The sequence below is a fragment of the Leptospira bouyouniensis genome, from assembly GCF_004769525.1.
GTDB classification, from domain to species: Bacteria; Spirochaetota; Leptospiria; order Leptospirales; family Leptospiraceae; genus Leptospira_A; species Leptospira_A bouyouniensis.
The window spans coordinates 311721-331346 of the sequence record NZ_RQFT01000003.1; the positions used below are offsets into that span (position 1 = coordinate 311721).

At 37.6% G+C, this 19626-nt stretch carries 20 protein-coding genes; 6 read left to right on the forward strand and 14 right to left on the reverse strand.

All coding sequences use genetic code 11. From position 1 onward, the window contains the following. Positions 1-58 precede the first annotated feature (58 nt). Entirely contained in the window at positions 59-439 is a 381-nt protein-coding gene (locus EHQ43_RS03115) for a winged helix-turn-helix transcriptional regulator (RefSeq protein ID WP_135740177.1), read from the reverse strand. 158 nt (positions 440-597) lie between these two features. On the opposite strand from EHQ43_RS03115, the gene EHQ43_RS03120 reads away from it, so the two are divergent. Beyond that, the gene (locus tag EHQ43_RS03120; RefSeq protein WP_135740176.1) at positions 598-960 is read left to right on the forward strand and encodes a DoxX family protein; all 363 of its coding nucleotides are present in this window, start codon (positions 598-600) and stop codon (positions 958-960) included. A gap of 28 nt (positions 961-988) precedes the next feature. On the opposite strand, the gene EHQ43_RS03125 is transcribed toward EHQ43_RS03120, so the two are convergent. Beyond that, positions 989-2092 (reverse strand): glycosyltransferase family 4 protein, encoded by a 1104-nt coding sequence (locus EHQ43_RS03125; RefSeq protein ID WP_244242619.1) that lies wholly within the window; start codon positions 2090-2092, stop codon positions 989-991. A 147-nt stretch (positions 2093-2239) separates the two neighbouring features. Here EHQ43_RS03125 and folE point away from each other — a divergent pair, with 147 nt between their 5' ends. Further along, on the forward strand, positions 2240-2791 hold the full coding sequence (folE, locus tag EHQ43_RS03130; RefSeq protein WP_135740174.1) for a GTP cyclohydrolase I FolE: 552 nt from the start codon (positions 2240-2242) through the stop codon (positions 2789-2791). A gap of 83 nt (positions 2792-2874) precedes the next feature. Beyond that, positions 2875-4839: an acetate--CoA ligase gene (gene acs / locus EHQ43_RS03135; protein ID WP_135770123.1), complete on the forward strand. Its 1965-nt coding sequence runs from the start codon at positions 2875-2877 to the stop codon at positions 4837-4839. Positions 4840-4848: 9 nt separating this feature from the next. Here acs and EHQ43_RS03140 read toward each other — a convergent pair whose 3' ends face one another. Continuing rightward, positions 4849-5880: a tetratricopeptide repeat protein gene (locus EHQ43_RS03140; RefSeq protein ID WP_244242620.1), complete on the reverse strand. Its 1032-nt coding sequence runs from the start codon at positions 5878-5880 to the stop codon at positions 4849-4851. Positions 5881-6089: 209 nt separating this feature from the next. Between EHQ43_RS03140 and EHQ43_RS03145 the strand changes: the two genes are divergently transcribed. Continuing rightward, entirely contained in the window at positions 6090-8237 is a 2148-nt protein-coding gene (locus EHQ43_RS03145; RefSeq protein ID WP_135740171.1) for a sodium-translocating pyrophosphatase, read from the forward strand. A 125-nt stretch (positions 8238-8362) separates the two neighbouring features. Here EHQ43_RS03145 and EHQ43_RS03150 read toward each other — a convergent pair whose 3' ends face one another. From EHQ43_RS03150 to EHQ43_RS03190, 9 genes are all read right to left on the reverse strand, one after another. Further along, positions 8363-8779, reverse strand: a complete 417-nt coding sequence (locus EHQ43_RS03150) for an Ig-like domain-containing domain (protein WP_208730871.1) — start codon at positions 8777-8779, stop codon at positions 8363-8365. A 27-nt stretch (positions 8780-8806) separates the two neighbouring features. Beyond that, positions 8807-9151, reverse strand: coding sequence for a TRL-like family protein (locus EHQ43_RS03155; RefSeq protein WP_135770124.1), 345 nt, complete (start codon positions 9149-9151; stop codon positions 8807-8809). An 85-nt stretch (positions 9152-9236) separates the two neighbouring features. Beyond that, complete coding sequence (locus tag EHQ43_RS03160; RefSeq protein ID WP_135740168.1) at positions 9237-9482, reverse strand: hypothetical protein; 246 nt, start codon at positions 9480-9482, stop codon at positions 9237-9239. Next, complete coding sequence (locus EHQ43_RS03165) at positions 9479-9769, reverse strand: TRL-like family protein (protein WP_244242663.1); 291 nt, start codon at positions 9767-9769, stop codon at positions 9479-9481. Before EHQ43_RS03165 ends, EHQ43_RS03160 begins: the two co-directional genes overlap by 4 nt. Before the next feature lie 33 nt (positions 9770-9802). After that, positions 9803-10615, reverse strand: coding sequence for a hypothetical protein (locus EHQ43_RS03170; RefSeq protein WP_135740166.1), 813 nt, complete (start codon positions 10613-10615; stop codon positions 9803-9805). Between the two features lie 2 nt (positions 10616-10617). Then, positions 10618-11469 carry an SGNH/GDSL hydrolase family protein gene (locus EHQ43_RS03175; RefSeq protein ID WP_135753939.1) on the reverse strand — a complete coding sequence of 284 codons (852 nt, stop codon included), beginning with the start codon at positions 11467-11469 and terminating at the stop codon, positions 10618-10620. Then, complete coding sequence (locus EHQ43_RS03180; protein WP_135770125.1) at positions 11466-12728, reverse strand: dicarboxylate/amino acid:cation symporter; 1263 nt, start codon at positions 12726-12728, stop codon at positions 11466-11468. The genes EHQ43_RS03175 and EHQ43_RS03180 overlap by 4 nt, the downstream gene beginning before the upstream one ends. A gap of 39 nt (positions 12729-12767) precedes the next feature. Beyond that, positions 12768-15611: a DEAD/DEAH box helicase gene (locus EHQ43_RS03185; protein WP_135770126.1), complete on the reverse strand. Its 2844-nt coding sequence runs from the start codon at positions 15609-15611 to the stop codon at positions 12768-12770. Beyond that, entirely contained in the window at positions 15611-16321 is a 711-nt protein-coding gene (locus EHQ43_RS03190; RefSeq protein ID WP_135770127.1) for a 7-carboxy-7-deazaguanine synthase QueE, read from the reverse strand. The genes EHQ43_RS03185 and EHQ43_RS03190 overlap by 1 nt, the downstream gene beginning before the upstream one ends. 75 nt (positions 16322-16396) lie before the next feature. Here EHQ43_RS03190 and EHQ43_RS03195 point away from each other — a divergent pair, with 75 nt between their 5' ends. After that, a complete protein-coding gene (locus EHQ43_RS03195; RefSeq protein ID WP_208730873.1) occupies positions 16397-18043 on the forward strand; it encodes a VWA domain-containing protein in 1647 nt (548 codons plus the stop codon). 16 nt (positions 18044-18059) lie between these two features. Here the strand turns inward: EHQ43_RS03195 and EHQ43_RS03200 are convergent, their stop codons facing one another. Continuing rightward, on the reverse strand, positions 18060-18281 hold the full coding sequence (locus EHQ43_RS03200; RefSeq protein ID WP_100716083.1) for a transcriptional coactivator p15/PC4 family protein: 222 nt from the start codon (positions 18279-18281) through the stop codon (positions 18060-18062). Between the two features lies 1 nt (position 18282). Further along, positions 18283-19206, reverse strand: coding sequence for an FAD-binding oxidoreductase (locus EHQ43_RS03205; RefSeq protein WP_135740161.1), 924 nt, complete (start codon positions 19204-19206; stop codon positions 18283-18285). A gap of 275 nt (positions 19207-19481) precedes the next feature. Between EHQ43_RS03205 and EHQ43_RS19805 the strand changes: the two genes are divergently transcribed. Further along, a complete protein-coding gene (locus EHQ43_RS19805; protein ID WP_279631058.1) occupies positions 19482-19616 on the forward strand; it encodes a hypothetical protein in 135 nt (44 codons plus the stop codon). Positions 19617-19626: the final 10 nt, after the last annotated feature.

The following is a 19626-nucleotide window of genomic DNA, read 5'->3' on the forward strand; positions in this document are numbered from 1 at the left end:
TCAGTCTCGAAGTTTTCAAAAAACTGACAAGTACTTTTGGAAGAAAAAAGGAAGAATTTTACTTCTTAACTTTTTTTGGAGATTGGTTTTTTTGGTGGTGGGACAATGCCCATTGAGATAGTTCCAGAATCACCTTTTCCAACGATTTACCATGGGCCGTAATGGAATACTCCACTCCTGGCGGAAAGGAATCGATGACCTTTCGGTCGATAAGCTGAATTTTTTCTAATTCCTTCAGCTCTTTTGATAACATCTTATCTGTGATGCCAGGGATTTCTTCGCCTATTTCTTTGAATCGTTTGTTTCCAAAGGATAGGGACATGATGATCGGCAGTTTCCATTTTCCACTCAGAATCTCTAAGGCATCTCGCAAAGGCAAGATGAGATTGGCACATTCTGTATGGTCTGGTTGAAAGTCTGTTGGTTTCCCTTTTGCCACTCTGCTTCTAACTTCTCTATCCCTAGCCGAGTCGTCAACCGAACGAAATTTTTGAAATTTGCAAATTTTTTTTTCTCCAATTCCTCGAAACGTCTATCTAAGAAATAGTAGCTATATAAAAGATAGTAGCTATTGAATGTAAATTCAAGGAGAATCAAATGAATTTAAAAACTATAATCTATTGGGTCACGACTGTGCTTATTTCGGTAGCAATGGTATTTAGTGCAGTTTCTTATTTTACAAACCCAGAAGTGAGTGAAGGTTTTAAACACCTTGGGTATCCAAATTACTTTCGGGTAGAACTTGGAATTGCAAAAATACTAGGAGCAATCGTTCTCTTGGTTCCAAAAATTCCATCACAAATCAAAGAATGGGCTTATGCGGGATTTGGAATTACATTTCTTTCGGCGGCTATTGCTCATTCACAAAGTGGTGATCCTTTGTCAATGGTCATAACGCCCTTAGTAATTTTTGGAATATTGTCAACTTCCTATGTATATTACCATAAAACAAAAGTTTAATGGTAAATGAATCTATCCTAAAATCGAATTACGATTCCTTAAGGATTGAATGGTACATCTGGTAATAAGGTTTTAGGACATCTTTCCATTGGAAACGATTTGCATTCAGAAGTCCCTTCTTCTGGATCTCTTTCTGTAATTTTTGATTCGAGAGTAGTGACAATAATTTTGTTTGGAAACTTTGATTGTTTTTTGGGTTAAAGAAAATTGCTGAGTCCATTAAAACCTCTGGCAGAACACTTGATTCTGAAGACAAAACAACGGTTCCCATGGTTTGGGCTTCTAGGACAGGAAACCCAAATCCTTCAAAGAGTGAAGGATACACAAAGAGATTTGCTGCTTGGTAGGCAAGGGGCAACAAATCATACGGGAGATGTTCTAAAAAGAAAATTCGTTTTGGATTTTGTTTTTGGAAATCCAATAGTTCGTTTGGAATCTCTTTGCTGATCCCTCCTATCACCAATGGAAGTTTAAGAGAACCTTGCTTCCATAATTCCTCAAGATTGGACAATAAAAAGGGAAAATTTTTATGCGATTTTCCAATCCCTACAGTAAACAGAAATTGGTTTGGTAAATGATACTCTTTGAGAAAGGTATTTACCTTTGTCTGCGGACGTTTTGCAAAATTATTTAAATCGATTCCATTATAAACAACTGATATTTTTTCACTTCGGTATCCAAAACTTTTGATGAGATCATCTTTCGTGTATTTCGAAACAGCAATAATGGATTTTGCAAACCACTTGATTGATCGTAGTACAATTTGTAAGTAGATTCGTTTGGATAAAGATGCATGTGTTTCTTTGAAATGATATGGAATCAAATCATGGATCGTAACATTACATTTGCGAAGGTAACGAAGTGGTACATTAAAATGTGGGATGTCTAACACATCCATTTCAGCCATTTTTGGATGACCAAAAAATTCTTGGTGGGAATAAATCTTTGTTAGATAGGGAATGATTTCAGCATGTTTAGGTAGGGCATATTTTTTTAAACGACTTGGATCACCAAAGACATACAATTTGGCTTCCTTTGGATTTAAAGACCAAAATTTTAAAATATGTTGGATGCGAATTCCGATCCCAGAATTTTCGATCATCCTTGCATCATAGCCAATTTTTTTTTGCATTTGAATGTTGATTATGTCCTTTCGAATTAAAAAAAGGAAATGTATCTTTTCCTGAGAACTCAAGTCTAGTCAAATAAGTAGTGAATATTCTGCATTCAAATTTTGAAAAGCAGGTTCACAAGGAACTTACTTTCAAAAAGGAATCGGATGGAAAACTTAATCGAAGAAATCCTTAAACAAATTGGTGAAGATCCAAACAGAGAAGGTCTCGTCAAAACTCCTAATCGTGTCAAAAAAGCTTATGATTTTTTAACAAGTGGTTACAAGGCTGACATCAACCAATTGGTGAATGGTGCTATCTTTGAAGAGAACACTACAGGTATGGTTCTTGTTCGTGACATTGAAATGTATTCCTTATGCGAACACCACTTGCTTCCATTTTACGGAAGAGCTCATGTTGCCTACATTCCAAATAAAAAGATCATTGGAATTAGTAAAATTCCAAGGATTGTTGATGTGTTTGCGAGACGATTACAAGTACAGGAACGGCTAACAGACCAAATTGCTCAAGCCATCCAAGAAACTTTGGATCCGCTGGGAGTGGGTGTTGTCATCAAAGCAAAACATTTGTGTATGATGATGCGCGGCGTGGAAAAACAAAACTCAGAATTATTCACTTCTAGTTTACTCGGTTTGTTTAAAACGGACTCAACAACCCGCAGCGAATTTTTAGATTTGATCCGAACCGGTTCCCATTAAGTTCAATTTTTAAATTCTTTTTTTCTGATTCATGCTGGACTTTTTTTCAAAAAAGTTCAGTCTTTTTCCTCTAGAGGGACACAATGCCGAAAGAAAGAATCGTGGCACCATCCAAAGAATTTGCCAAACTTGCAAACGTTAGCTTAAAAGAATACAAAGCAAAATACAAAGAATCGATTGAAAAACCTGAAAAATTTTGGGCGGAACAAGCAAAACGCCTAACATGGTTTAAAAAATGGACCAAAGTTTTAAAACATGACTTTGCAAAAGCAAAAGTAGAATGGTTTGTGGGTGGGAAACTGAATGTTTCCTATAATTGTTTAGACCGACACCTTAACTCTCCCTTAAAAAACAAAGCTGCTCTCATCTGGGAAGGTGACAATCCAGACGAATCCAAAGTCCTCACTTACCACGACTTACATAGAGAAGTGAATCACTTCGCAAACGTTTTAAAGAAGTTCAAAGTGAAAAAAGGAGACAGGGTTCTTATTTACCTTCCGATGGTCCCTGAACTTGCTATCGCCACTCTTGCTTGTACTCGCATCGGTGCCGTACATTCTGTTGTCTTTGGTGGCTTTTCTCCAGAAGCACTTCTTGGTCGCATTGAAGATTGTAAACCAACCTTGGTCATCACTGCCGATGGTGGTTATCGCGGTGGTAAACCCATTGAACTGAAAAAAAATGTGGATGCGGCTCTTGCTGAAACCAAGTTCAAAGTGAACGATGTCATCGTTGTCAAACGAACGGGTGATGAAGGAAATCTGAATTGGAAAGAAGGTCGTGACCATTGGTACCATTACCTCATGAAAGACCCTGAGGTGAAAAAAGATTGCCCTGCTGTTCCAATGGATTCGGAAGACCCCCTGTTTATTTTATACACTTCTGGTTCCACAGGCAAACCGAAGGGAGTATTACATACAACCGCTGGTTATCTGTTAGGTGCAAATTTAACCTTTGCCACCATTTTTGATTATAAAGATACGGATACCTATTGGTGTACAGCAGACATAGGTTGGATTACAGGTCATAGTTATATTTTGTATGGACCACTTTCCAATGGAGCCACATCTTTAATGTTTGAAGGGGTCCCGAGTTACCCTGACATGGGTCGTTTTTGGGACGTCATTGATAAGTACAAAGTCACTGTGTTTTATACTGCTCCGACTGCCATCCGAGCTCTGATGCGAGAGGGGTTGGAACCGATCAAAAAACGTTCACTCGCATCACTTCGGTTACTCGGATCGGTTGGAGAGCCAATCAATCCGGAAGCGTGGGAATGGTATTATGCCAATATTGGTAAATCCAAATGCCCTATTGTTGATACTTGGTGGCAAACGGAAACGGGATCGATTATGATTTCTGGAATCCCTGGTGCCATCCCACAAAAGCCAGGTTCGGCTAGTTGGCCATTTTACGGCATCAAGCCAGTGTTAGTGGACAATGAAGGTGTGGAGATCAAAGAGAAAGGCGAAATTTCAGGAAATCTCTGTATCGCAAAACCTTGGCCTTCTATGATGCGTGGTGTGTATGGAGATCCAAAACGATTTTTTGACACTTATTTTTCCCAATTCAAAGGATATTATTTTACTGGGGATGGTGCCAATCGTGACAAAGAAGGTTATTTTCGCATCACAGGAAGGGTGGATGATGTTCTCAACGTTTCAGGACACCGCATTGGATCTGCAGAAGTAGAAAGTGCTCTTGTGGAACACAAATCGGTAGCGGAAGCAGCCGTTGTTGGATTCCCACATGACATCAAAGGGCAAGGGATTTATGCCTATGTAACGGTGAAACAAGGTGTTGTCACAAACGACCAATTGAAAAAAGAACTCATTGCGATGGTGGAAAAGGTAATTGGGAAAATTGCAAGGCCCGATGTGATCCACTGGGCGCCAGGCCTTCCGAAAACACGTTCTGGAAAAATCATGCGTAGAATTTTACGTAAGATTGCCAACAACGAATTTGATACGTTAGGTGACATTAGTACACTTGCCGACCCATCCGTTGTTCAATCTTTGATTGATGACAAAAAAAAGTATCACAGTTAGACAAACAATCTATAATTCCTGCGGGAGAGCGGCAAAGGGTCCCATCACTCGCAGGAATTCTGATTCTTCAAATTCCAAATCTCTCTCCTTTAGTTTTTTTCTGTATTCGTTTGTTTTTGCTTCATCTCGGGTTGAAAACCAATAGATAGAAAATAGTAAATACTCTCTGTTTTTACGGTACGTTGCTACATGGTTTTCCAATTCAGTTGCTTTGAGATTTTTTTGGTTTATAAAATCTTTGACAAGAGAATCGATTGCTAATGTGTCGCGGTCTTTTCCGAGATTCGCATAACTTTGGCGGATGAGAAATAAAATTTCTTTTGCATCTGAGTTTGGATCATACTTAAGTAGATTGTAAAAACCTCTACGAAACAAACTCAAAGATTCTAGATACCTTTGTTTCTCTTGCAGAAACACTCCATACCGAGTGAAGTATCTTGTTTCTTTTAAAAATACAGTGGATGTCCAGATGTAAGCTTGTTCTAAAAATTCTGAATTCCGACCCCGCCTTGCTAGGATTAAAGTTTCGTACATCCCTTCTTCTCTTGGAAAATAAACAAGATACCGAAGACTCAAATCATCCGCTTCTTTCCATTTTCTATTTTTAATGTTTTTGAGAAGGCTTGTTTGTAGGGCATCTTTTTCTGATACAAAAGTTTTATCAGATTCGAGAATACTCATATACGATTCGTAATCCGTTTCTAACCCCAATTGCCGAGAAAGGATGGCAGCAAGATACAGTCTGTACTTTGCATTCGGTTTTTGTTCTAAGTAAAATTTGGTAAATTGAAGCGCTTCTCTTGGTTTTTTTTCTTTTTCATAAAAATCAGCAATGAATAAAACCAGATCCAATTGGTCTTTTTTCCGTTTGATGGATTCTTCGTAAGCATGAATTCCATCATAAACCTGACCGAGTTTCATATGTGCCTCGGCCGACAAATTATAATACCGATAATCTGGATCTGGGTTTAATTCTTTGGCTTTGATGAGAAAATCAAATGCTTTGGCGGGTGTTTCTTGGGTGATTTTGTCCTCAGCCATGCGGAGTAAGTCCTCATAGCCATAAAATGCTTTTACCGGGTTTAGGGGTTCTGGTTCCGCTAAAATTGGGTAAAAGGATAGAAATAGACTTGTTACCAGAACACTAATTTGCCATATTCTCCTAGACCGAAGTATCATCTATGGATTCTCATCGGTCATCTTCTAAAATATCTTAGAAATACAAATAAACAATCTCAAAAGAGGATCTCATGAATGTAGAGTTAATCATTATCGTCATGGCGCTTGTTTCCATAGCCACGGCGATTTTCTACGCCGCTAGGGTCGTTCGAATCCAAGTGGGCGCAGAGGGTGGCAACGAAAAAGAAACCGCCAAATTAAAAGAAATCTCCGCCGCGATCGCAGAAGGGGCTATGGCCTTCCTGCTTAGAGAATACCGAGTCATTCTGCTTTTTATCAGCTTCATGACAGTTCTCATTTACCTTTTATTAGATAACCCTAAGACAGAATTTAATGAAGGCATTTATACTTCGATCGCTTTTGTTTCGGGAGCCCTTATTTCCTGCCTTTCTGGTTTTATTGGAATGAAGATCGCAACAGCCGGAAATGTTAGAACGGCACAAGCGGCAAAAACATCTCTTTCCAAGGCGTTCCGAGTAGCGTTTGACTCCGGAGCGGTTATGGGATTTGGTCTCATCGGTCTTGCAGTCCTTGGGATGATTGGACTTTTCCTTTTATTCACTGGAGCTAATCCTACTGTCGCAAAACACATCCTTATGGAATCCCTTGCTGGTTTTGGTCTTGGTGGGTCATCCGTTGCCCTCTTTGGTCGTGTGGGTGGTGGTATTTATACAAAAGCAGCTGACGTTGGAGCTGACTTAGTCGGAAAAGTAGAAAAAGGAATCCCGGAAGATGACCCTCGTAATCCAGCAACCATTGCTGATAACGTTGGAGATAACGTAGGTGATATCGCTGGTATGGGTGCTGACCTTTTTGGTTCTGCTGCTGAAGCAACTTGTGCAGCCCTTGTGATTGGTGCTACCGCATCAGCCCTCGCTGATAATAACTCTGCACTTTTATACCCACTTTTAATTTCTGCGATTGGAATCCCTGCTTCCCTTATCACAACATTTTTTGCACGAGTGAAAGAAGGTGGAAACGTAGAAAAAGCTCTCAAACTCCAACTTTGGATTTCTACATTTATCGTTGCAGGTGCATTGTATTTTGCAACTGACCTATTTATGATTGATAGTTTCCAAATCGGCGACAAAACCATCACTAAATGGGATGTTTACACTTCAGTCGCATTAGGTTTGTTTGCTGGTATGTTCATCGGCTGGATTACAGAAATTTATACATCACACTCTTACAAACCAGTTCGTGAAGTAGCTGATGCATGTGATACTGGTGCTGCCACAAACATCATATACGGTTTAGCACTTGGTTATAAGTCTACTGTCATTCCAGTGATTTTACTTGTGATTGTGATTGTGGTTTCCAATATCCTTGCTGGTATGTACGGAATTGCCATTGCAGCCATCGGTATGATTTCTACCATTGCGATTGGTCTGACCATTGATGCATACGGCCCTGTGTCTGATAACGCGGGTGGGATTGCTGAGATGGCAGAACTTGGAAAAGAAGTTCGCGACCGCACTGACAACTTGGATGCAGCTGGAAACACAACAGCAGCTGTTGGAAAAGGTTTTGCGATTGGATCTGCAGCTCTTACTTCCTTAGCTCTTTTTGCAGCCTTTATCACAAGAACACAAAATGCTTCCAAAGAAATGGGGGAAGGTGCGATTGATTTAACTTCCATCGAACTCTTAGATCCATTGGTTTTTGGTGGTTTACTCTTCGGTGCAATGTTACCATTTATTTTCTCTGCGATGACAATGAAGTCTGTTGGAAAAGCAGCCCTTGATATGGTAAAAGAAGTTCGCCGTCAATTCAAAGAGATCCCTGGTCTTATGGAAGGAAAAGCAAAACCTGAATATGCAAAATGTGTGGATATCTCTACTTCTGCAGCTCTTCGGGAAATGATTCCTCCAGGTCTTTTAGTTCTTTTAAGCCCAATTGTCGTTGGATATTTGTTTGGTGTAAAGTCCCTTGCAGGTCTACTTGCTGGAGCTCTTGTTTCTGGTGTTGTTCTTGCGATCTCTTCCGCTAACTCAGGTGGGGCATGGGACAATGCGAAGAAATACATTGAAAAAACTGCAGGCGGAAAAGGTTCTGAAAAACACAAAGCAGCAGTGGTTGGTGATACCGTAGGTGATCCATTCAAAGATACATCTGGTCCAGCGATCAATATTCTGATCAAACTTATGGCGATCACCTCACTTGTGTTTGCTGAGTTTTTTGTAACAAAAGGTGGTATTGTTTTAAATTTCTTTAAATAAGGATGGAAACAATATCATACTGTTGGTGTGATCCAGATTGAAAGTGCCAACACAAATTTATGGGCTAGAATAAGTCCATAAATTTTAACAAATGAGAAGCCGGCGGAAACGTCGGCTTTTTTGTTTTAGAGTGTGGTGAAACTAAAACTGGTATTGGTCCCAAGTGTGAGGCCAAAGATGGATTGGATGTTTTGGTTGAGTGTGATCGTATAGGTCACCCCTGAAGTAAGAGCACTTGTTGGAGTGAGAGTGATGGTTCTGTTAGAAGAACCTCCGGTTAAACTTGGGCAAGAAGGGGAACAAGATATATTTGTATTGAGTGAAGTTGGTTCAATTGCTTGTGTCATCACAATGGAAATGGTTGGGGTTAATGAGACTCCAGTTGATCCATTTGTAGGTGATGTGGATTCAATGGTAAAGTTTCCAGATGTTTGTGTGACGAGTGGTAAGATGAGAACGCCAAGTAGGGACGGCGAAGGTTCAGGTATACATTGGAAAGTAGAAAAAATAAAAACGAATATGATTCTGAATTTTTTCCACATAAACTTCAACTCTATACTTAGTTTCGACTAAATTCCCTTTGTTACCGTACATAGTTTTGCGTAAATCCCGAGGAAATTATAGGTTTCTAATTCAATTGACGTAATTTCTTTGATGTTTCCTTGTTTTTGAGCCTCTTCAATGGATGCATCCCCCATAGCAATCAGTCCTAAATAGGATTTGGCACAAGAAAAACCTTCTTTTGTCGTAGGACTACCCGTTTCCATGATTGAGATCCTTTGGTTTTCATAGAGAAGGCCTTGGGTTCCAAATCCGGAACTTGCACAATTTTGAAAAACAATAGTGAGGATGATCAAAGATACATTTCGAACCAACTGGAACTGCAATGTACCAAACTTGTGTTTTTGAATCATCAGGAAACTTGAAATAGTATGTCTTGAAATGAATTTGTTCATAGAAATAGGCAAGAGAAACACGAACAGAATCTGATTATATGGTTTATTTTTGGAGCTCTTTGTCCAATAGGTTCGATAGTTTGTTTTGTAGTTGGATAATGTCATCATACAGTTTTTCGATCTGTTCTTCTTTTTTTCGAATTTTATCTGTCAATACATCCAAAGATTTGTTAGGTTTGTTTGTTTTTTTAGAATGAAATTCTTTAAGTTTAGATTCAATTTCTTCATAAATCAAACCACTCTTAATTTTTTTAGAAAACTCTTTCAGTGAATCGATGTTTTGTTTCATACACCCGTGATCCTAAGGCAAAGTTCTTGGAAAAAGAAGTATTGGTTCTTATAATAATGATCCAAACTATGTATTTCTTTGAAATGGTTTTTTTTGGAAACCCAGTCATAACTTGCGTTTCCAATGCTCACTAGACCAAAGTAATTGGTGGTACAAGATTCCACGTAGGTTTCACTCGGAACTGGAATTTTTCCAGGGGAATGCCAACCTGATTGACCTTTATTTTGCAATAGAGTGAAGGAAGGATTTCCAATTTGGATGCTGAGGCAATTTATGAACAACAACATCCAAAGGAAACAGAAGAAAACCTTCATAGAGTTTTAGTTGGTATCAAAGAAGTAAAAATACGAAAATCGAATCCCTCGATCGATCGCATTGTCTGCTTTTGGAAGCACTCCAAAGGATAAACTAAAACTAAAGGTTCCTAAACTTTCTGTATTCATTGAAATTCCAGGAAAAAAATTGAAATAACGAAGATTTTTATCCGCTATTTTATCGATTGGTTCTCTGTATTCTAATTCAGTAAAGATTCTTACTGAATCGGCAATGGCAAAACTCGGAGCAATACCGACTTGGTAGTATCGTTTGAATTCTTCCAGTTTGGATTCTCTTCCATGTTTGTTGGTTTCAGATTGGTAACGAAATTCAGTCATGATTTGAAAAATCCCGTATTTGTATCCAAAACCAAAATTTGGTCGGATCAAATAATAATCGGGATTTTCATATTCACGAAAAACTGAATTTCTCTTTTTGTCGTAGATACGCAAACCGCCCCCAATTAAAAATTGAGAGCTACCCATCTCAAAAATCTTACCATATTTGAGACCAACATTATAACGATCCCACGTAACTTCTTTTGCCGTATCTGTTTGAGAGTATTCTGTTCGACCAAGAGATGAGATTACAGAAAATGATTCATTAAATTTATATTCACCTTCGATACTGACGTTTTTATTAATTTCTTTGACTTGGTTAAAGTCTTTATCCCAATAACCTAAGTTTCCTCTTACCTTAGAATAAACCGCAACAGGTTCAATTTGCAAAGGATGAGCAAAACCTTTATTATTGTACTGTGAATAAATATTCGATACGAATGTAAAAAATAAAATTAATACTAAGTATGTTTGTTTCATTGTTAAAATCCTATATTGGTGACAGGGTAAATCAATCTTGCTAACTTATCTGCGAGTAAAGTATAACCTATATTGTTTGCATGGATACAATCCAACATCAACTCCGCTCTCGAATTTGGTTTACCACCCAAAGTATTACGTAAATCTACATAGATAAGCGAAGGTTCTTCTCTAGTGATTTCTACAAGTAAGTTATTGAAGGCATCAAGTTGTGTTGAAGTAAAAACTGCTGCATCGGGAACAATTAAACCAATTCTATCAAATTTTGTTTTACAACCTTCATCGGAACCAGCAATGACTGCGGGCATATATGGATTTGGGTAATCATAACCGTGGATGATCCATTTGATAGGTGGTCCACCGAATCTTGCAATTTTGTATGCGTTTCCTGTGATGATCAGGTGTTTTAAATTAGCTTTGATAGTTGCAAATCTTTGGGCTTGGACAGCATTTACATTTCCAATGTATTCGGCTAAATTGGCTTGGATATCATTCCCACCCAATGAAAGTAAAACAACTTTCATATCTGCGCCACCTTGATCGATGACTTGGAACTGAAGTCCTTGGCTAACTACTTGTTGTAAAGTTTTGCCACCAAGTGTTGCCCCAGCAAATTTGTAGTTAAAGCGATTCTCTAATTGAGGTCTAAGTGTTTCGACAATTGGAAATCCAAATAAAATATCTGTCCAACTATCTCCGATGATTCCCGTTTTCGCTGGTGTTTCTCCGTTACAAATTGCAAAGGAAGTACATAGGAGATTTGTTTCTAGGTCATTGATGGGATCTTTTTTTTTGTCACAATGAATCAAAAATACAGACATTCCTATCAAAATTATTAATCTAATTTTTTTCATAATTGTTTTTCTTCCTTCCAGATATGGTCCATGATGTAAGCGCAAGATAGATCACCAGTAAGATTTACTGAAGTTCTACACATATCTAAAAACCGGTCAACACCAAAAAGAATTGTGATGCCTTCGATGGGAATGTGAAAGGTATATAGGATAGAAGATAAAATCACAAGACCTACTCCAGGTGTTGCGGCCGTACCAATAGAAGCCGCTGTAACAGTTCCAACTAACAAAAACAAATCTACTGAACTTAATTCAATTTGGTACACCTGACTTAGAAAAACTGTGGCTACTGCTTGGTACAATGCGGTTCCATCCATATTGATGGTGGCGCCAAGTGGCAGAACAAAATCGGCAACTGATTCTTTTAACCTTAACTTCTCTTTGGCTATTTTTAATGAGTAAGGTAACACGGAACTTGAACTTGATGTAGAAAATCCTAAAATCGGTATTTCACGGATTTGGTTAAAAAATACAAAAGGATTCTGCTTTGTAAAAAAGAACACCATCAAAGAATAAAATAAAAGGATGATAAAAAGTCCAGCTAACACAGTCAGGATATAAGTGAGAAGTCCATAAACCAAAGAAAAACCAATTTGAACCATTGCATAACTCATAAGACCTAATACTGCAAGTGGTGCAATTTTCATTGCTGTAGAAACGACCCATAAACAAAAACTTTCTAAAGAATAGAAAAACGTTTTGAGTGTAGTACCCGATTCTTTCGAAGTCAGAAAAAAGACTCCAAGAATCATTCCCAAGAATACAATGGATAACATCTGCTGTTTGGACCAAACATTAACGATATTTTTAGGTATAATGTTTGCGATGATTTCCGGAATCGTTTCTTCCTTTTCTTTTTTTTCAATCGAAGTCATCTGACTTTGTGTCAATTGATTTTGAATATTGGATTGGATTTTGAAACCGGGTTTGGTCAGCGAAGTCAGTAAAATCCCAATACTTACTGAAACAACAGTAGTAAAAATAAAATAAACTAAGGTTTTACTACCTAAACTCCAAAGATCTTTCAGATTCTTTAAACTCGAAACTCCAAGTGCAATCGAAACGATCACAAGGGGAACCATGATCATTTGTAATAGATTTAAAAAAATATCACCTGGAAGTTTTAACCAACTTAAATATGGTTTGATTTGATCAGATTTTACAAAGCCAGATTCTGGATTTAATAAAATTCCAAAAACCAAACCTAACACTAAAGAGATGAGAATTTGTTTCCAGAAGGCTATTTTTGGGAAGGACATTCCCAAATTATTTAAATTTTCAATTCTATGTAAATGAAATTAAATACTGATGTATGTTTGGAAGAGTTGGATCTTATGGAAAATTTTTGCTCCATTTTTGATTTTCCGCATTTCGACAGTATATTCGTCTTTTGCTCTTTGGATTTCTTTCATGGTTTTATGAAGGACTGCTTTTTTTTCTGGACGATTGTCCCATTTATAAGCAGCTTCTTGTCTCATAAGTTTTTCTTCTAACTGCCGGATAGTTTTTTGATGCGAGAGTTCCACTTTATATTCTTCCTTTTGGAAAATTGAAAGTGTTTCTTTTCTCAATGTTTCTTTTTTGATTTCTGCTTCTGATTCGACGATTGGAAAACATTGGATAAATGCTTCTTCGAGTTTTGAAAGTGGGATTTCTTTTTCCGGAACGTAAGTTTTTCCTTCCACCCAATCTTTTGGTTTTTCTGACAAAACAAGAGATTTCTTTTTCTTTAAATCATATTCGATAAAGAATAAATCTTTGCGTTTTAGAGAAAATTCAAATTCCACTTGGAAAATGAATAAAATCTTTTGAGAAAGATTATTTGATAAAATATATTTTTTCTTTCGACCAACATTACTTTGTGTTAGAAGTTCGGTTACTTTTTCAACAAACGGATGACCAAAAGCCATAAATTCAAGTGAATCATTTGTTAAAGCTAAGTCAGAATCAAATGTTGCTTTTTTGGTTTTTCCTTCAGCGTTTTTGTATTCATAACTTCCTTTTCCAGTGACGGTCAATGAACCTGGAAGTTGATTTTGGAAAAATTTAGAACCTTCGGAAACCACTTCTTCTAAGTGATAGTTATTCCATTCTCTTTCTTCTAAAGTGTGGTCGTAATAATCTTTTAAATTAAAATCTAAAACTTTAGGTGTTACAAGGGCATTCAGTTTTTCGAATCCTTTTTGGGCTACTTGGATACGTAAGTCAAATTCTGTTTCTAATTCTTCTTTGGTTTTGGTTCCTGTTACGAACTTCATTAAACTTGAATTAAAATCCAATTCTTCTTCAATTGTGCCGAGTAAATCGTCAGATGCTCCAATGGATTCTTCAAACAAACGAATTTTGTTTGTGAGAACTTCTAGGATTCTTTCCGCTACTGTGTCTTTGGACGCAAAGTTGAAAATATATACATTATCCTTTTGGCCAAAACGATGTATCCTTCCAATCCTTTGTTCAATTTTTAATGGGCTCCAAGGTAGATCGTAGTTGAATAAAATATTTGCAAATTGTAAGTTACGCCCTTCTCCACCAGCTTCTGTACAAATCAGAATTTCATAGTCTTCTTTGAATTTTTGAATTGCGACTTCTTTTTCATCCATACTAAGTGAACCATGGAAAGGAGATACTTTGAAATCAGGTTCGAGAACGGATTGTAAATGATCTTGTGTGGTTCGAAATTGTGTGAAGATGATAAACTTTTTATGACCTTCTTTCTTCAAACGGTAGAGAGTTTCTTTTAACTTTTGGGTTTTTTTATCTTCTTTGATTTGTTTCCCTAAATGAATCAAACGATTGAGTGTGAATAACTCACGTTTGATCCTTTGGAAACTAGACATCTCTTCGTCTTCTAGTTCTGTTATAAAATCTTCAACACCTTCTGTTTCATCCAGATCCCAATCATCTAAGTTGGTTTCGTGTTCTTTCATGTAATGGAATTTGGATTCCAACATAAACTTTCTTTTTTGAAGGGCAGATAGGAGTGCTATGACGGAAGAATCCAATAATTTTTGAAAGACAACCATCACAAAACCAATCGCTCGGTTTTTGGTTCCCATTGCCATATTGTATTCTCGTTTTACATATTCAGTGGTCTCATCGTAAAATGCACGTTCAATGGGAGACAGATCAATACGAACTGTTTTGGCAAAACGTTTTGTAAAACCACCTACTTCGACTTTACGACGGCGGAGTAATACCTTAGAAATCTTTTCTTTTAAATCCCCTTTTTGACCTACCACATAGTCATTGATAAAGGTATGATAGGGTCCTAAAATATTTGGATCCACTAAGTGCATGAGATAGAATAACTCTTCTAACTTTCCTCGAAACGGCGTAGCGGTGAGTAGGAGCAAACATTCTGTTTTACGTGCAATTTTTTCAGCAAATAAGTATCCACGTGTGATTTTTGAATAGTCGCGACGAAGTCTATGGGCTTCATCAAAGACAACAATATCCCACTTGGTTCCTAAAATTTCTTCAGCATACCTTGGATTTTTGATAAAGTCGATGGAGGTAATGATTTTATTAAAATTTCTCCAATGATCGGGTCCATTCGTAACAAAATTTCGACGACGAACAATAGCAAATTCCTCATTGAATTTGTTTTTCATCTCTTGTTGCCATTGGACTAAAAGAGGTGATGGAGCGACGACTAAAACCCGTTTGAGACCACGACGGAACATAAGTTCCTTTACTGCAAGTCCAGCTTCGATTGTTTTACCAAGCCCAACTTCATCAGCCAAAATAAACCGTGGTTTTAAACTATTGGCAACGATGAAAGTGGATTCAATTTGGTGAGGTAATAATCTTGTTCTAGAATTTGAAAGTGAAGATAGTTTATTGAAATTGTAAGTGAGTTTCAGCTGGCTTGCCGTGAGAGCAAGTTCCATAGCTTTTGGAAATTCTTCCCAAACTCTCAAAGACTCAGGGTATTGGTTTAAAAATTGTAAATTACGATTTGATTTGTTTACTGTTCTAAATATTTCTTTGGATTCAAAGAATAGTTCGACGGAAGTTGGAGTTTCTTTCGTGATTCTAGCAAGACCTAACTCAGGTTCGTCGATTAAAAAACCATACTCTTTCGATTGTTTTGGTTCAACCGTTGTTTCGAAATCTAAACTTAACTGAGTAGGGATATCCATCAAACTCCTTTCTGATTTCCCCAAAGAACTTTATGAATTTGAAGCGACAAACGACACTTAGGTGGGTTGTCTATTTTGATCCATTCAACTAGTTCTTTGGCATCCACTTCACCGTGGACTGGCGAATACAATATATTTGTCTGTATTTTTTGTTCGCGAATGACTTCGATACTTCTTTCAAAGTCGATTCTATCTCGCACAACGAACTTAATTTCGTCAAGTGAATTATGTCTCTTTTCTAAGATCTGGAAATTTTCTGAGTCCATACGGTTTTCCATCCCAGAACCAGGGAGTTTATAATCCATGGTAAAAATAAAAAATGGATCGAGGGTTATTTTTTCGCTGCCATTTGTTTCCACACGGGATGCTGGATATGGTTTTCCATGTTTTGTTCGGTAGGAAAAAATAGTTTGTGCTATGGTGATCGAAAGGTCTCGGTTTTTTCCTTCCAGTGGTTCTCCACCAGTGAGTAAAATTTGATAACCATGGTTTTTGTCCAAGGTTTCTATTTCATCCATGATGTTGGATACTGTTTTAGTTTCCCCTTGGTTTGGACCGAGTGCATAGGGAGTGTCACACCATAATGATTTTGATTCGGTTTTTCCACAGCGAAGGGAACAACCTGCAAATCGGACAAATACTGTCGGAACACCTTGTGAGATTCCTTCTCCAGAAATGGATGAATAGATTTCATGAATTTTTCCAAACATTGACTTTTCCCTTCCCGTCAGTTTCTTTGAAATTGTTCTTGCGAAAACATTAATTCGGAATTTGCTTTTGAGGTCATGTTTTTAGAAGCAAAATTGGAATACCCAATCATCGAAAAAGAGGAAGTACAAGAAAACCATTTGTTACTACGTTTTCGTACTCCTGCCAATCCAAAAGTGGATGAAAGAAAACCACTCGTGATTGGTCTCGCCATCGATAAAAGTTGGTCGATGAAAGGTGAAAAAATGGAAGCCGTCATTGATGCATCTTGTGCGTTAGTCAATTGGTTAACAAGGCATGATGCAGTATCGATTGTTGCCTATTCTTCCGATGTCCAAATCATTCAACCTGTCACCCACCTAACAGAAAAAGTATCCGTTACAGATAAAATACGAAATATTCAAGTCGCAACATCTACAAATTTGAGCGGAGGATGGTTATCTTCTTTAAAGAGTCTTACCCAATCCAAAATTCCAAATGCTTATAAACGTGTATTACTTTTAACCGATGGCAATCCAACTTCAGGAATTAAAGAAAAGGAAGCTCTTGTTGGGATAGCGAATGATCATTTGGCGATGGGCATTTCGACCACAACTATTGGTGTTGGAAACGATTTCAACGAAGAGATGTTAGTTGAAATTGCCAAGGCTGGGGGTGGAAATTTTTATTATATTGATAATCCTGAAATTGCATCAGATATTTTTTTTGAAGAATTTGGAGATATTGGAGCTCTTTATGCGCAAGCGATTGATGTAGAACTTCAAATGGCACCCGGTGTTCGTTTAAAACAAGTATTATCGGAAACTTCTCACCAAGTTTTGGAAGAATTTGATGAATTTTTAGGTGATGCCAAAACCATTTCAAGGCAAAAGATAAACGTTCAATTAGGTGACCTACGTGCCGACGATTTAAGGAATTTAGTGTTGCGACTAGAGATTGATGACCGAGTCCATCAAACCAATATTCCATTTTGTGAAGTGAATGTTTCTTACTATAATCTTTTGAAACAAAATGCATTGGAAACAGTAAAAGACTCATTTGTTTTTGAACGGGGACAAGGTAAAGGAAAACAAGATCCAGATGTTTTGGTGGAGATTTTAATTGCCAATGCAACATTAGGAATGAAGGAAATTACAGATTTTGTAAAACGAGGTCATATAGAAGACGCAAAAACAATGTTATTTGGTCTTATACAAGATATTCGTAATAATCTACATTTTGCTCCGAATGCACTCGGTTCACTACTCAATCGATTATTAGTTTTAGAATCTAAAATGACAACCAAGTCGGACGATTTACATAAACATTTTTTTATGAATTCTCAGATGATCTCTAAAGGACCTGAGAAAATAGATATAAAGGATGTTGTAGTTCACAATGAAATTTTTGAATACCATACAGTTGGTGACATCGATTTATACAAATGTCCGGAAATCAAACAGCTTATCGAACAAAAAATGGCTGAAGGATACCGTTATATGATTTTTGATTTTTTACATACTTCCCATATCGATTCCTCTGCGATTGGAATGGTAATACAAATCGTTGGTTGGTTAAGAAGGAGAGGAGGAGAACTGGTTGTCACAAATATCCGGGATTCAGTGAAAAAAATATTTGAGCTGACTCGGTTGTACAACCACATAAGAGTAGCAGAGGATTTGTCCTCTGCAAATGAAGTTTTACAGAGGATCGTGTATGCTAATGAAGGAGATGAAATTGTTTAGGATACGTAATGTATCTTTAAGCTAACCAACGTTCAGCTTCTTCAATAGCCTCTTTTAATTCACTCACAAGAGTTGGTGCAATTGCAATCCCCTTTTGTGTAGGTTTTAACTCTCCGTTTGGATCTGTATACCAAACTCGAATATTAAAAAAAGTTTGTCCCTTATATTCGGAAATCTCTACTCTAATGACTTCCCCTCTACCTTTATCAATGTCTCGGATGATTCCTGTTTTTGCCATGTTAGTATGTCTCTACAAATAATTGTTCTTTTTCTTCCAGGTGTTTTTTAAAGGCTTCATATGTTAAATCAGTTCCACAAGCAGACATGATTTCCTGAATGACTCCTTTTTCCATTCCCTTCGGACCGCCACAAATATAAAACTTACCGTTTCCATTCACAGCATTTTTAATCGCTTCCGCATTTTCTTTTGCTCGGTGTGTGATGTACATTTTCCCACCATCAAATGAGTTTTTTTCTTCACGACTAATTGCAGTTACAAAATGAAAATTGGAATAATCTTTTGTTTTGTCTTCAAAATAATCACGGAGAACAATTTCGTCAGAATATGGTGCACCATAAATCAGCCAAAGCTGACCTTTGAATTGAATGAGTTTTTGAACAAGAAGTTCCTCTACCATTCCAAGGAATGGACTGATTCCTGTCCCTGTTGCAAAAAAGAAAACATCGCCAAAGAAATCGGTTTGGGGAAGGAGGAATTTTTTCCCTGCAGGTCCTGTCATCGTGACAACGTCCCCTGGTTTTAGATCGCAGAGATAATTGGAACAAACACCTTTATGGAGTAAATTTCCCTTATCATCATAAACATTGTCCCTTTTGACAATGAATTCAATATTGTCCTTTGTTTGTCCAAAACTATAGGATGGGGAAGCTATGGAATACAAACGTACCGTATAACTTGCATCTGCTAGGCCTTTTGCTTGTTTTTCAGGGTCAATCCCCGGTGGGATGATTCCGGCACTTTGTCCAATCATGTATGGATAAACCGAATGGTCGATGGCGATCGTAATGCGGTGGACTGCTGCATCGCCTTCTTGATTGGAGCGTTTGCCTTTTCCTAGCTCTGGAGTCAAACGAGTGTTTGCTAGGACTTGGGCTTGGATGGGATTTGATTTTTTGAATAAATTGATCTGAGGGGTAAGCAAAGTCGTCCTCGTAACAGGTGGTTTTACGTCAAGTTTGGCAATGGGAGGGTTCGGGAAAAGGACAACTTGGAACTTTCATTTTTCCTCATCGGAATTATGTCTCTTCCTTGACTCATAATTTGGATTTTTTAAACTTTAGTCATTCCGGCCCTCCCGCCGATCCTTAAACCATAAGGGAAATACGTTACATGAGATCGACAGAAGTACAAGAAAAGAAGTCCTATCCATTTCCGAACTCCGTCCTTCAACAAAAATTGGAGAGTTTTACAAATACAATGCTCCAATCTCTACAAACCCAAACCAATGAAGAAACCACTTGGGCTGTCATTTCGATGACAGGAGAAGTGTTAGCCCATGGATCCAATCATCCTCAAGTAGATCGATTTTCCGATTCTCTTTTTACCTTTTAATATAGGAGTT

What these genes read in the sequence shown, in the direction of transcription:
- EHQ43_RS03160 (WP_135740168.1), bottom strand. Translation starts at nt 9,482, where the DNA reads ATGAAACAAAACATCGATTCACTGAAAGAGTTTTCTAAAAAAATTAAG.
- EHQ43_RS03165 (WP_244242663.1), bottom strand. Translation starts at nt 9,769, where the DNA reads ATGTTGTTGTTCATAAATTGCCTCAGCATCCAAATTGGAAATCCTTCC.
- folE (WP_135740174.1), top strand. Translation starts at nt 2,240, where the DNA reads ATGGAAAACTTAATCGAAGAAATCCTTAAACAAATTGGTGAAGATCCA.
- EHQ43_RS03145 (WP_135740171.1), top strand. Translation starts at nt 6,090, where the DNA reads ATGAATGTAGAGTTAATCATTATCGTCATGGCGCTTGTTTCCATAGCC.
- EHQ43_RS03190 (WP_135770127.1), bottom strand. Translation starts at nt 16,321, where the DNA reads ATGTTTGGAAAAATTCATGAAATCTATTCATCCATTTCTGGAGAAGGA.
- EHQ43_RS03180 (WP_135770125.1), bottom strand. Translation starts at nt 12,728, where the DNA reads ATGTCCTTCCCAAAAATAGCCTTCTGGAAACAAATTCTCATCTCTTTA.
- EHQ43_RS03200 (WP_100716083.1), bottom strand. Translation starts at nt 18,281, where the DNA reads ATGGCAAAAACAGGAATCATCCGAGACATTGATAAAGGTAGAGGGGAA.
- EHQ43_RS03155 (WP_135770124.1), bottom strand. Translation starts at nt 9,151, where the DNA reads ATGATTCAAAAACACAAGTTTGGTACATTGCAGTTCCAGTTGGTTCGA.
- EHQ43_RS03170 (WP_135740166.1), bottom strand. Translation starts at nt 10,615, where the DNA reads ATGAAACAAACATACTTAGTATTAATTTTATTTTTTACATTCGTATCG.
- EHQ43_RS03195 (WP_208730873.1), top strand. Translation starts at nt 16,397, where the DNA reads ATGTTTTTAGAAGCAAAATTGGAATACCCAATCATCGAAAAAGAGGAA.
- EHQ43_RS03140 (WP_244242620.1), bottom strand. Translation starts at nt 5,880, where the DNA reads ATGGCTGAGGACAAAATCACCCAAGAAACACCCGCCAAAGCATTTGAT.
- EHQ43_RS03175 (WP_135753939.1), bottom strand. Translation starts at nt 11,469, where the DNA reads ATGAAAAAAATTAGATTAATAATTTTGATAGGAATGTCTGTATTTTTG.
- EHQ43_RS03150 (WP_208730871.1), bottom strand. Translation starts at nt 8,779, where the DNA reads ATGTGGAAAAAATTCAGAATCATATTCGTTTTTATTTTTTCTACTTTC.
- EHQ43_RS03120 (WP_135740176.1), top strand. Translation starts at nt 598, where the DNA reads ATGAATTTAAAAACTATAATCTATTGGGTCACGACTGTGCTTATTTCG.
- acs (WP_135770123.1), top strand. Translation starts at nt 2,875, where the DNA reads ATGCCGAAAGAAAGAATCGTGGCACCATCCAAAGAATTTGCCAAACTT.
- EHQ43_RS03125 (WP_244242619.1), bottom strand. Translation starts at nt 2,092, where the DNA reads ATGCAAAAAAAAATTGGCTATGATGCAAGGATGATCGAAAATTCTGGG.
- EHQ43_RS03185 (WP_135770126.1), bottom strand. Translation starts at nt 15,611, where the DNA reads ATGGATATCCCTACTCAGTTAAGTTTAGATTTCGAAACAACGGTTGAA.
- EHQ43_RS19805 (WP_279631058.1), top strand. Translation starts at nt 19,482, where the DNA reads ATGCTCCAATCTCTACAAACCCAAACCAATGAAGAAACCACTTGGGCT.